Genomic DNA, 12,795 nt, shown 5'->3' on the forward strand with positions numbered 1-12,795 from the left:
TTCTCTATGCTTGACAAATTTCTTCTATAATTTATCATTACCGATGAAGAGACTTTTTTATAAGGGGCAGAATATGATAAGAATTGCTGCATTAGTCATTTTATTGATACCCGGCTTTATTGCTGCCATTGGCGTTAAATTGATGAGGGATATGGTATTCGGCATTCTCCAGAGTCCTTTCCCCTATTTATGGCTTCAATTCCTGGCTGGACTGCTCTTCTTTTTGCTGGGGCTTGGATTTGTTGCCGGCTTCATACTGTACCGCGACCGAAAAAGGAATAAGGTGCAGGACCGCTTTAGAAGAGAGAGGGTTCAGGCGAAAAGAGCTGATTGATTATATACAAGAGGCATCACAGCAGCGCTGGATATTTGGATCAGAGCCTCATCATAAAAAGAATCAGCACCCCGCTCTGCTGCCGGGGTGCTGTTCTTTGCAGTTAAACATTTTTACTGAGATTTTTATTTGTGCAGCAAATTTTTCAGAAGGGAGGGACGGAGATGAAGCCATTGGAAATTTCTCCCGAAACGGCAATCAAGCTTGCCGAGAAGCTCAAGCTTCCTTTAGAGCAGATCATGCATATGCCGCAGCATATTTTAATCCAGAAGATGATGGAACTCGAAAAAAAGGATTGATGGAGATTATTCGAAATGCATGCTGTTCCTGACAGCATAGAAGGTGCCCCTGACTGAAGTATCCAGCTTTCTTGAAAGGCTTTTGATCTGGAGCTGCGTTTCCGGATAAGCTACCTGCAGGATGGATACTTCACCTTCTCCTTTCGTCTCAAGCAGACCCATCAATATCTTCCTTTGGTGGTCAAGCACGGCGATTTCCTCCATCTGCCTCTCGAACAGGCTTAATGTCTGTTCATATTGCTTTTGCTGCGCATCGCTCAGCTGATTTATGTATTGTTCGAAAATTTCAAGCTGCTTTTTGCCTTTTTCCACTTCAGCGGCCCTTTTTCTATAAGCAAGAAGGAGTGTCTCCAGTTCTTCATTGACTGTACTTCTGTCAAACCCTTCAATCTGTATGATCGTTTTCCTTTCCAGCCTGTTGCCGATGATTCCTGCCTGGACCCTGCCTTTTGCCTCGATCAGGCCTCCAATCAGCTTCCCCTTCCTTTCATCAGCAAAGATGTTTCTTCCTTTCAGGATTCCGCCGATTGAATAGTAGCCGATATGAATATCACCGCCAGCTGTCAGGCTGCATTCGTTAGAATGCTTAATATAAATGTTTTTTCCAGCATTTATCCTGCCTGCCCCCTGTCCGAACGCGCCCCCTTTAATAAAAATGTCCCCTTTTTCCGAGGCTATTTCCTCAAATCCGCTGACGCCGAGCTCCCCTAATATCGAGATATCAAGTGAAGCCTTGACGCTGTAGCCCGGCTTGACAATGCCCTTGACTGTGATGCTTCCGTCAAATTCGATATTGCCTGTTTCCGGGCCCGCATCGCCTTGTATGACCAGATGGCGCCCGACTGAAACTTTGCCGCCCCGGAATGTGACAACACCGTCGCATAATGCCCTCAGCACCATTTTACCCTCCTCTTCACAGGCTTTTACTGTTTTTTTGTCATAAAGCAGTTTTTTATCTTTTCCTTTTAACGGAGGAACCGGGTCCCCTGTCAGCGTCTCTCCAAAAACCCCATTACCCGCAGGAATCTTTTCTCCGAGCCAGTCCCCTTCTTGGACTTCGTCAATGAAATTCATATCATAAAAATTCGCTGTACCATCCTCTCTTATTGCCGGCTTCCTTTCACTCTGCTCAAAATAGCAGACGAGGGCATCGCTTCCATGCTGCGGGGGAAGCCCCCTTGCAATGACGGCATCCTTCTGCACAGGGATATTTCTCAGCACATCCTCATGAATAGCATGTTTCACCCCAAATCCTTGGAGCTGCGACGATATTTGACCGGTTACAGCCGCAAATTCTTCTCTAAGAAAAGCTTCTGTGCAGTTTAGCCGCACCGTTGCTTCCATCCTGTCCTTAGACAGGCTTACAGCTGCCAGGGGCTTCAGCTCACCAACCAGCTTTCTTTCAGATTCAGCCAGTTCAAGCGCTTCTTTCAGCACCAAAAACTTCGTTATTGAGATCCTGGGATAATCGAATAGTTCTTTTTCCATGGTTTTTAAAGAATAGCCCGTTTTCATAACGGTTATATAAACTTCATCCTCTTCACTTTCGATTTTTATCGATTCATTAGAAAATATCTCCATAGGACTATTCCTTCCATAGGCATTTTATATTAAGTATAGCCGAAATATAGGCATTTTGGCAGGATTATGCTTTAATACACAGAATTTTCGCCATTATCCAACCTTTTTTGCCCATAATAAAAAGCACCCCGGAACGGAATGCTTCCCTTTATAAGTATATGATTTCATTTTTAAGGTCTTCTTTCAGGCAATCGCGGCAGAAAATAAAAAAACCTTAAATAATGCCTAGCCCTTTCAAGAAGCTTTATGCTCCAGGCGCAGCTTATCAGCGACCATGGCGATGAATTCAGAGTTGGTAGGCTTCGCTTTTGTCATGCTTACAGTGTAGCCGAAAAGAGAAGAAATTGAATCGATATTCCCCCTGCTCCATGCCACCTCGATCGCATGGCGGATCGCCCTTTCCACCCTGCTGGCAGTTGTGTTATATTTTTTGGCGATATCCGGGTAAAGCACCTTTGTAATGGATCCGAGCAGTTCAATATCGTTATACACCATGGAGATCGCTTCCCGTAAATATAAATAGCCTTTGATATGTGCAGGCACGCCAATTTCATGAATAATGCTCGTAATGCTTGCATCAAGGTTCTTAGGCTTGGATTCCGTGTGGCTCCTGTAGGCGGATGACTGTGATTTGCGGATAACCTGGTTGGATTTGCCGCTTACCTGGCGGATATGACCGGCGAGATTCTCCATATCAAATGGTTTGAGGATGAAATACGAAGCCCCCAGATCCACTGCTTTTGTCGTTACATCCTCCTGGCCGAAAGCTGTAAGCATGATGACGTTCGGCATTGTTGACCTGCGCGATTCACGCAGCTTTTCGAGCACTCCAAGCCCATCCAGATGAGGCATGATTATATCAAGGACAAGAACGTCCGGTTCAGTTTCTTCCAGCACCTCCAGGCAATCCTGGCCATTATGGGCCACCCCGGTCACTTCCATATCCTCCTGGGATGCGATATATTCTTCCAGAAGCCCGACAAGCTCGCGATTGTCATCCACGATACATACTTTTATTTTTTTCACGTATTGTTTCCTCCTCAAATCCATTTGTGGTCTCTTTTCTATCTAATTCTATTCTAAATGACAAATTCGACAATGCAACCGAAATTCCTTTTGTTTTTTGAATTTTTCTTAAAAACCTGATAAAACCTTTATTTTTCTTCTGTTTTCTTCCTCATTCGACTTTATTCGCAAACCCGGCAATAATTTAGCTTGTTTTTGTCGATTATTCTTTAGATTGGACAAAGAAAAAGAAGGCTTGCTTGCTGCATGCCTTCTTCATCTGTATATTTCAGCTTGCTTTTTCTTCGCTTTTTTCATAAATGTCTATTCCTGCTTCATTGAGCATCCACTCGATATGGACGCCGTACCCGCTGGTAGGATCATTAACGAACACATGCGTGACTGCCCCGACAACCTTTTCATTTTGGATGATCGGGCTTCCGCTCATCCCCTGGACAATCCCGCCGGTCTTATCAAGAAGTTCGGGATCTGTCACTTTTATGACCATCCCTTTCGTGGCCGGGAACTTCTGAGGTATCGTGCTGACAATTTCAATATCAAACAGGTCGACCTCATCATCATCCACCACCGTAAGAATTTGAGCCGGCCCCTCTTTTACCTGATGTGAAAGCGCTATAGGCATCGGCTTATCAAGAACGCCGTTTTTCATGCCGCTGTTCAGTTCCCCAAAAATGCCAAATGGGCTGTTTCTTTTAATATTTCCAATCACCTGTTTATCTGAAGAAAATCTCGCGAGCTTTTCACCCGGATTTCCGTTGCTTCCTTTTTCAATGGATGTAACAGTCGAACGGACAATTTGTCCATCATCGACGACGATAGGTTTTTTAGTATCCATATCACTGATGACATGGCCGAGGGCCCCGTACTTCATAGACCCTGGATGGTAAAAGGTCATAGTGCCGATCCCTGCTGCAGAATCCCTTATATACAGGCCCAGCTTAAAGTTATTTTCCACCTTATCTTTGAGTGGCGTCAATTCGGTGCTGATTTTCCCATTTTCTCTAGTAAGTGTTATCTTCATTGGGTTACCCGTCTGCCCGGCTTCCTGTACAAAAGGCGCTACGTCAGACATCTTCTCAATATTTTGGCCGTTTATCTGGGTGATGGTATCTCCTACTTTAATTCCTGCTGTTTCGCCCGGTGACGCTTTGCCGTCTTTTGCATCCACGAGATGATGGCCGACAACCAGCACCCCGACCGTGTTCAGCTTGACCCCGATCGACTGGCCGCCGGGAATGACTTTAAAATCCCTCAATACATTTACATCAACTTTTTTTACCGGAAATCCTGCCAGCTCAAGCAGCATTTCATCTTTTCCATTCTTTTTTCCTTCCAAGGCAACATGGCGCCCCTCTTGCGTAAGGGCTACTGCTGCTTCTGTACTCAATGATGCTGAAACTGGAGCCGCCTTGCTGAAATTGTATGTTTCACCTTCAAATAGGGTAATCTCTTTGGGGATGCTGATATATTCTTGAAAGGGTTTGGAAAACCCTGCTGCAATTAATGAAACAAGGAGAATTCCACCAATTATTCTTCTTAGTAGCTCTAAATTCAAAACCTTCACTCTCCTCGCTTCTAGTCCACACGTCAAATGGCTACATCTTTAATTTTGCCTCCTTAGTGAGCATTTATAACCTTTGCCAATATAAAAAAAGCTACCCTCTTTGGATAGCTTTTCAAGTTATTTTTATTTGCTGTGCAAGCTGAAGCAATTCTTTTGCATGCTCTTTCGTCAAATCAGTGATTTCGACCCCGGATATCATCCGGCCGATTTCCTTGATTTTATCATCAGAATTGAGCGGCTTCACTGTAGTTTTGGTTCTGCCGTCACGCGTAGACTTTGCGATGAAAAGATGTGTATCTGCCATTGCAGCAACCTGGGGAAGGTGGGAAATGCAGAGCACCTGTGAATCCCTGGAAACATGGTGGATTTTCTCCGCAATGGCCTGTGCGACCCGTCCGCTGACTCCTGTATCAACCTCATCGAAAATAATCGATGTGACGCCCTGATGCTTCGAGAAAATGCTTTTCAGAGCCAGCATGATCCTGGAGAGCTCACCGCCTGAGGCGACTTTGGAAAGGGGCTTGAGCGGCTCGCCCGGATTGGTTGAGATATAAAATTCTATCTTGTCAGCACCGTTGCGGTGGAAGCCCCGGCTGGATAATTCCTCGAAATTCACTTCAAAGACCGTCTTCGACATATACAGCTCTTTCAATTCCTTATGGATGAGAGAGGTAAGTTTCTTTGCACTCTTTCTGCGCAGTCTGCTTAATTGCTCAGCTTCAAGGTTCAAGTCCTTCTGGAGGGAAGAAAGTTCCTTTTGAAGCTGGTCAATATGTGTTTCCTTATTCTGCAGCGTCTCGATTTCTTCTTCTATCCCTGAAGCATATTCAAGGATTTCCTCGATTGTTTTGCCGTATTTTCTTTTCAGCTGATTGATTTCCGTCAGTCTGTCTTCAATTTCATTCAGCCTGGCAGGATCATATTCAAGAAAATCGAGCTTGCTCCTCAGGCTGCTTGAGACATCCTCTAGCATATAGAAACTGTTGGATACAGCATCGGCCATTTCCTTGTATTCAGGGTCCAGTTCAGCTGCCTCCTGCAGATGGCCCATGACAAGGCCGATCCAGTCCAGCCCCTTCTGCTCCCCTTGCAGGGCTGTATAGCCAGCCTGCATGCTGTCATAAATCCGTTCAAAATTCCCGAGCTTCGTTTTTTCTTCATAAAGCTCTTCGTCTTCGTTGATTTTCAGTCCGGCTGCCTCAATTTCCTCCTGCTGAAATTGAATCAGATCAAGCCGGTGGGCCATCTGCTGTTCATTTTCGCTCAGGCTCTTGAGCTTCCTGGCTGTTTGTTCATAAGATTGGAATACTTCCCGGTATTCGTGCAGGGCCGGCATGATTTCCTCAGATCCGAACTGATCAAGCAAGGATAAATGCAGGGTATCATCCATTAATTCCTGGTGCTCATGCTGGCCATGGATGTCGATGATGGTCGAGCCGATCTCGCGGAGTGCCGCAATCGTCACAAGCTTTCCGTTCACCCGGCACACACTCTTGCCTGTCCGTGATATATCCCGGCGAAGGACAACCATCCCGTCCTCAATCTCAATCCCGAATTCCCTTGTTTTTTTGCTGCAAGGATGATCAGGGCCCTCAATTTGGAAAAGCCCTTCGATTTCAGCTTTTTGTTCGCCGTGCCGTACAAACTCCGAAGAGCCCCGGCCTCCCACTAAAAGGTGGATGGCATCGATGATGATCGATTTGCCTGCCCCTGTTTCCCCCGTCAATACAGTTAAGCCCTTTTCAAAAGAAACAGAAAGGGCTTCTATAATAGCGAAATTTTTAATGGATAATTCACTTAGCAAAGATTTTCACCCCAATTTAAAGCATATCGATGAAGCGGTTGGATATCACTTCAGTATCTTCAGGTGTTTTGCAGATGATCAGGCAAGTATCGTCGCCGCATATCGTTCCCAGAATTTCTTCCCAGTCAAGATTATCTATCAGTGCGCCGATTGCCATCGCATTACCGGGCAGCGTTTTCATAACAAGCAAATGGCCGGCGGTATCGATCCGGACGAAAGCATCCATTAAATTGCGTTTGAGCTTCTGCAGGGGATTGAACCTTTGATCCGCCGGCAGGCTGTATTTGTATCTTCCATCCATCAAAGGAACCTTCACAAGATGCAGTTCTTTTATATCCCTTGACACAGTAGCCTGTGTCACATTAAAACCGGCATTTTTCAGCTCGTCTACAAGATCGTCCTGTGTTTCAATATCATTATTGGCAATAATATCTCTTATTTTAATATGGCGTTGTCCTTTATTCACTTTATCACCTCTATAGGCAGTCGAAACCTGATTTCTATCCATATGTTAGCCGATTTTCCGCTGAATGTACAATTTTTTCTGCAAGAGGCAGCAGGAATCGCCAATAAGCGCCATGATCCGGGATGGACGGGCCGAAAAAAAAGAATAAGCTGATGCTTATTCCTCTTCTTTCTGCTGCTTAGATTTTAATTCCAAATGAGCTTCCCTGACAACGTCATCGACGGAGAAAGAAAGTTCATTTTCACCTTTTTCCTTTTCCCCTTCCCACCTGAGGTGGAGAAGGAATTCGATATTGCCGTCTCCGCCAGTAATAGGGGAATAGGAAAGATTTCTGACATCATAGCCCTGTTCCAGGGAAAAGCGGATCATGCGGTCAATGACGTCTGCATGGACCTTGTGATCGCGGACAATCCCTTTTTTGCCGACCTGCTCGCGTCCTGCTTCGAACTGCGGCTTTACGAGCGCGATGATATCACTCCCGGAAACCAGCAGAGTTCTTAGAACAGGCAAAATAAGCTTCAAGCTTATAAACGATACATCAATCGATGCAAAATCAGGCATCTCCCCGGCCAGGTCGGCAGGCGTCACATAGCGGAAGTTCGTCCTTTCCATTACCTCCACGCGTTCGTCCTGCCTCAGTTTCCAGGCAAGCTGATTATAGCCTACATCCAGTGCATATGACATTTTCGCCCCATTCTGCAGCGCGCAGTCAGTAAAGCCGCCGGTCGATGCCCCTATATCCAGAAGCACCTTGCCGGAAATGTCCACATCAAACTCTTTGATCGCCTTTTCCAGCTTCAGTCCGCCGCGGCTGACATAAGGGATCAGCTTGCCCTTCACAGTCAGCGGAATATCGGCTCCGACCTTTTCTCCAGGCTTATCGAGGCGGCTTTCATTGGTATACACCAGTCCGGCCATAATAGCGCGCTTCGCCTTTTCCCTTGTCTCGATAAGCCCTCTTTCTACCAGCAATACATCTAAACGTTCTTTCTTACTTTTCATCTGTTAAGCCCTTTTTTGTTTTTTTCTCGCCAGCTTTGCGAGCTTTTGTACAGCCATCTCAGTAGTCAGGCCGATTTCTTCCAGCAGTTCTTTGACGCTTCCATGTTCAATGTACTCATCAGGGATGCCCATCCGTTCGATTGCAGCCTGATGGAACCCGTTTTCATGGGCAAACTCAAGGACGGCGCTTCCGAATCCGCCCTGCAGGATGGCTTCTTCTATTGTTAGTATCGGCATATTCAAGCTTAATATTTCCGACATCATTTTCTTGTCAAGCGGCTTGATGAACCTGGCGTTGACCACTTTTATAGAGTAGCCCTGCCTTTCAAGCAGTGCTGCTGCTTCCATCGCCATCGGGATGGTTGTCCCAAAGGTAAGGATTGCAGCATCGTCCCCTTCCTTCAGTACCTCCCATGTGCCGATAGGAATCTTAATCAGGTTCTCATCCATTGGCACGCCGATTCCGTTGCCTCTCGGGAAGCGCATCGCAATCGGGCCGTCATCATATGCAAGAGCGGTGTTGACCATGTGCTGTCCTTCATTTTCATCTTTCGGCATCATCAGCACCAGGTTCGGCACATGCCTTAGGAAGGCGATATCAAAGACGCCCTGATGGGTTTCGCCGTCAGCACCGACAAGGCCCGCACGGTCGATTCCGATGAAGACATTCAGGTTTTGGCGGCAGATGTCATGCACCACCTGGTCATAGGCGCGCTGCAGGAAGGTTGAATAGATAGCCAGGAAAGGCTTCATATTTTGTGTGGCAAGCCCTGCTGCGACAGTTGCAGCATGCTGCTCTGCTATCCCCACATCAAACATGCGGTCCGGGAACTCGCCGGCAAAGCCTTCAAGCTTGGACCCGACCGGCATGGCAGGGGTGATGGCTACGATCCTGCTGTCCTTTCTCGCCAGTTTCCTGACCGTTTCGCTGACAAGCTTGCTCCAGGCAGGAGGCGGGTTGATCGGCTTGACGAAATCACCTGTGTCGATTTTGTATGGGCCTGTCCCGTGCCATGTCCCGATTTTATCGCTTTCAGCTGGGGAATAGCCTTTCCCCTTCTTGGTTATTACATGCAATAGGACCGGTCCTTCGGTTTTCTTTGCATAGCTGAGCGTTTCAAACAGCTCCTCATAATTATGGCCGTCGATCGGGCCAAGGTACGTAAAGCCCATTTCCTCAAAAAACATGCCGGAAACCAGGAGATATTTCAAGCTGTCCTTAACTCTCTCCGCAGTTGTTGCAAGCTTTCCGCCGACCGCAGGAATCTTTTTAAGAAGCAGCTCAAGCTCATCCTTCACCCACTGGTACTTGCCTGCTGTCCTCAGTTTGCCAAGCACATTGTGGAGTGCTCCGACATTTGGTGCGATTGACATTTCATTATCATTGAGGATGACAATCATATTCTTTTGTTCATGGCCGATATGATTGAGCGCTTCGAGCGCCATTCCGCCTGTCAATGCGCCATCACCGATGATCGGGACGATATGGGAGTCCTCTTTCTTCAAATCCCTCGCAATGACCATGCCCATGGCTGCTGATAAAGAAGTCGAGCTGTGACCTGTCTCCCACACATCATGCTCGCTTTCAATCCTCTTTGGAAAGCCGCAAAGACCCTTATATTGCCTGAGCGTGTCGAATTCACAGGCTCTCCCTGTAAGGATTTTGTGGACATAAGACTGATGCCCCACATCCCAGAGAAATTTATCCTTCGGGCTTTCAAAGCATTTATGGAGGGCGATCGTCAGTTCAACGACCCCAAGGTTGGGTCCGATATGCCCGCCTGTCACTGAAAGTTTTTCTATAAGAAAATTCCTGATATCCTGGCTTAGATCTTCCAGTTCTTTATTTGTGAGCCCTTTTAAAAACGAAGGGTCTTTAATTGATAATAGATCCATTGCTTGGACCACTCACTTTCGTTTCTTTTTAATACTCTGCTATTATTAGTTCTCTTTTATTATAACGATATGACAATTTTCCTCAACAAAATATAGCATATTCCCTGCATTGTACCATAAGAGTACCGTATTGCACCCGATTTTCCAACTGATTTCCCTTTTGGGATGTTCCATCCTGCCTGATGACGGGCTGCAATCGCTGTTCCCGGAGCAAAGAAAAAACCGTCGGCCCGATGCGGCAAACGGCTTCTTTATCATATCCGGCAGTTGTGACAGTATCGTCGGGAACTGCCAAAGAAGACTTTAATGATCTCTGTTCGCTACCAGATTGGTTATTTCTTCTAACAGCTGGATATCAAGGCCGGTTTCCTGGAGCCGGGCTTTTGCCAGCTCTATATGATCCTCAAGGGCACGATTCGCCCCTTCCATTGTAAGGATGGATGGGTAGGTGCTCTTATTATTGGTCTCATCACTGCCAATAGGCTTACCAAGGACCTCTTCATTCCCCTCCAGGTCAAGGATATCATCCCTGATTTGAAAAGCGAGGCCAAGATGGTGGGCAAATTCATTCAGGCTCCTCAATTGGCTTTCATCGGCACGTGAAAGAATGGCTCCTGCAGCAACGCTGAACGCAAGCAGCTTTCCAGTTTTGTGCACATGTATGTATTCAAGCTCTCCAAGGTCCAGCTGTTTGTCCTCGCCTTCTATATCTGCGGTCTGGCCGCCGACCATGCCTTCAGCACCCGAAGCCTTGGCCAGCTCATTTATGAGGGCCAGCTTCGCTTCTGCGCCTGCATGCTCTGGAGCTATCTGTGCAAGAAGCTGGAAGCTGTAAGTCAGCAAGGCGTCTCCCGCAAGAATGGCATTTGCCTCGCCAAACACCTTGTGGCTGGTCGGCTTCCCCCGCCTGAGATCGTCATCGTCCATGCTTGGCAGATCATCATGTATAAGGGAGTATGTATGTATCATCTCCACAGCTGCCGCAGCCAGCAGGCCTTTTTTTGTATCTTCCCCGAAAGCCTTCAGCGTAGCAAAAACCAGAAGCGGGCGGATCCTCTTGCCCCCGGCCTGCAGTGAATATTGCATGGCCTTCTTCAGCACCTCAGGGGCAGCCAGCCTTCCAATGCTTTCGTCAAGCTCACGCTCAAGCATCTTTATATGGACCTCTGAAAAAGAATCAAGCTGTACATTCGGCACCATTACTCCTCCTCCTCGATGACAAACGGTTCTTTCTTGCCTTCTTCTGTCAGAACCTCCGTCAGCTGTTCTTCCACTCTTTGCAGCTTGTCATGGCACATCTTCGACAGTTCCATGCCCTGTTTATAAATGGCTATGGCCTCTTCGAGCGGCACATCGCCTTCTTCCAGCTTTTCTACAATTCCTTCAAGCTTTTTCATCGCTTCTTCAAACGTGAGTTTTTCTTCTGCAGCCATTTCCATCACTCCTCTTTGCCTGTCACTCTGCAATTAAAAGTTCCATCTGCCAATTTCACCTGGACATCATCGCCCTCTTCGACCTGGGAGACGCTCTTCAAGAGCTTGCCCTCCCCGCTGTAGGCCAGGCTGTAGCCCCTGTCCATAATCTTCAGCGGGCTAAGCGCTTCAAGTGTTGAAATCATTCCGCCGAATTCCTTCTGCTTTTTGATCAGAACCTCTTTCATAGCCCTGCCAAGTGCCCTGTTGCCCCGTAAGTGGGTTTCCTTTGCTTCGTTGTACAAGTCTTCCGGATGATTCCTCAGCAGCCTCTGCAGCAGCCTGTCATGCTCCTCGCCCTTCAGCTCGGCCAGCCGGCCTGCGCTCCTTTTAAGCTGTTCCGTCATCCTGTCAGCCTGTTCAAGCTTTTGTTCATATAACCGCTGAGGGTAGCGGAAGGCATAAGATTTCTGCAGCCTGCCCAGGCGTTCCCGCTGCAGGACTGCCCTTTCCTTCATCGCCCTGATAACCCTGGACTTGCGGTTTAAAATCCGTTCAGCCAATTCATCGATATGGGGAACCGCTATCTCGGCTGCCCCGGTCGGGGTCGGCGCCCGGCGGTCTGCGGCAAAATCAGCAATCGTGAAGTCAGTTTCATGCCCGACAGCCGATATGATCGGGATGGCCGATCCGACTATCGCCCTTGCCACCTGCTCCTCATTAAAGGCCCACAGCTCTTCGATTGAACCTCCGCCGCGCCCGACAATCAGAACATCTGCATCGCCCTGGCTGTTTGCAAGTCCGATGGCACGGGCGACGGAAGGAGCCGCCTGAGTGCCCTGCACAAGTGCTGGATAAATCAATATATTGGCAATTGGAAAGCGCCGCTTTATTGTCGTGATGATATCTCTTACTGCAGCGCCTGTCGGAGACGTTATAACCCCAACCGTTTTCGGAAATCTCGGGATTGGCCTTTTGCGCTCCGAAGCAAACAGCCCCTCTTTCTGGAGCCTTTCCTTCAGCTGCTCATAGGCAAGGAAAAGATCCCCTACACCATCCGGCTGCATCTGCTTTACATAAATCTGATACTGTCCGCTCGGCTCGTATACGGAGATTTCACCGCTGATCAGAACCTTCATCCCGTTCTCAGGCTCAAACTTCACTGAACGCGCCGAACGGGAAAACATGACTGCCAGGATCCGGGATTTTTCATCCTTCAGTGTGAAATACATATGTCCGCTTGAATGCCTCTTAAAATTAGAGATTTCGCCTTTGACAAATATCTCCTGCAAATGCGGGTCATGGTCGAATTTTCGTTTTATGTATATAGTAAGAGCGCCTACAGTCAGATAACGCTGTTCCTTCATAGCATACTCCTTTTAAAGGGCTGGGTATCCACATGCAATTCGCT

Annotated in this window: 12 protein-coding genes; 2 read left to right on the top strand and 10 right to left on the bottom strand. The window is 47.4% G+C overall.

Annotated features, from left to right (window positions below; all coding sequences use genetic code 11):
- Positions 1-73: 73 nt before the first annotated feature.
- A complete protein-coding gene (locus AC4E8B_RS17205; RefSeq protein WP_490214550.1) occupies positions 74-334 on the top strand; it encodes a DUF2627 domain-containing protein in 261 nt (86 codons plus the stop codon).
- A 164-nt stretch (positions 335-498) separates the two neighbouring features.
- Complete coding sequence (locus tag AC4E8B_RS17210) at positions 499-633, top strand: YycC family protein (RefSeq protein ID WP_490214551.1); 135 nt, start codon at positions 499-501, stop codon at positions 631-633.
- A 6-nt stretch (positions 634-639) separates the two neighbouring features.
- Here AC4E8B_RS17210 and AC4E8B_RS17215 read toward each other — a convergent pair whose 3' ends face one another.
- The 10 genes from AC4E8B_RS17215 to xseA form a co-directional block, all read right to left on the bottom strand.
- Positions 640-2,214: a flagellar assembly protein A gene (locus AC4E8B_RS17215; protein WP_490214552.1), complete on the bottom strand. Its 1,575-nt coding sequence runs from the start codon at positions 2,212-2,214 to the stop codon at positions 640-642.
- 234 nt (positions 2,215-2,448) lie between these two features.
- Positions 2,449-3,240, bottom strand: a complete 792-nt coding sequence (spo0A, locus tag AC4E8B_RS17220; RefSeq protein ID WP_490214553.1) for a sporulation transcription factor Spo0A — start codon at positions 3,238-3,240, stop codon at positions 2,449-2,451.
- Between the two features lie 268 nt (positions 3,241-3,508).
- On the bottom strand, positions 3,509-4,804 hold the full coding sequence (spoIVB, locus tag AC4E8B_RS17225) for a SpoIVB peptidase (RefSeq protein ID WP_490214554.1): 1,296 nt from the start codon (positions 4,802-4,804) through the stop codon (positions 3,509-3,511).
- Between the two features lie 112 nt (positions 4,805-4,916).
- Complete coding sequence (gene recN / locus AC4E8B_RS17230) at positions 4,917-6,608, bottom strand: DNA repair protein RecN (protein WP_490214555.1); 1,692 nt, start codon at positions 6,606-6,608, stop codon at positions 4,917-4,919.
- 16 nt (positions 6,609-6,624) lie between these two features.
- Positions 6,625-7,074, bottom strand: coding sequence for a transcriptional regulator AhrC/ArgR (ahrC, locus tag AC4E8B_RS17235; RefSeq protein ID WP_009794964.1), 450 nt, complete (start codon positions 7,072-7,074; stop codon positions 6,625-6,627).
- 156 nt (positions 7,075-7,230) lie between these two features.
- Positions 7,231-8,076, bottom strand: a complete 846-nt coding sequence (locus AC4E8B_RS17240) for a TlyA family RNA methyltransferase (protein ID WP_490214556.1) — start codon at positions 8,074-8,076, stop codon at positions 7,231-7,233.
- Positions 8,077-8,079: 3 nt separating this feature from the next.
- Positions 8,080-9,972, bottom strand: coding sequence for a 1-deoxy-D-xylulose-5-phosphate synthase (gene dxs / locus AC4E8B_RS17245; protein ID WP_490214557.1), 1,893 nt, complete (start codon positions 9,970-9,972; stop codon positions 8,080-8,082).
- A gap of 303 nt (positions 9,973-10,275) precedes the next feature.
- Positions 10,276-11,172, bottom strand: coding sequence for a polyprenyl synthetase family protein (locus tag AC4E8B_RS17250; RefSeq protein WP_490214558.1), 897 nt, complete (start codon positions 11,170-11,172; stop codon positions 10,276-10,278).
- Entirely contained in the window at positions 11,172-11,405 is a 234-nt protein-coding gene (locus AC4E8B_RS17255; protein ID WP_490214559.1) for an exodeoxyribonuclease VII small subunit, read from the bottom strand. The genes AC4E8B_RS17250 and AC4E8B_RS17255 overlap by 1 nt, the downstream gene beginning before the upstream one ends.
- Before the next feature lie 5 nt (positions 11,406-11,410).
- A complete protein-coding gene (gene xseA / locus AC4E8B_RS17260; RefSeq protein ID WP_490214560.1) occupies positions 11,411-12,751 on the bottom strand; it encodes an exodeoxyribonuclease VII large subunit in 1,341 nt (446 codons plus the stop codon).
- Positions 12,752-12,795: the final 44 nt, after the last annotated feature.

This window comes from Bacillus sp. SRL543 (assembly GCF_984799205.1).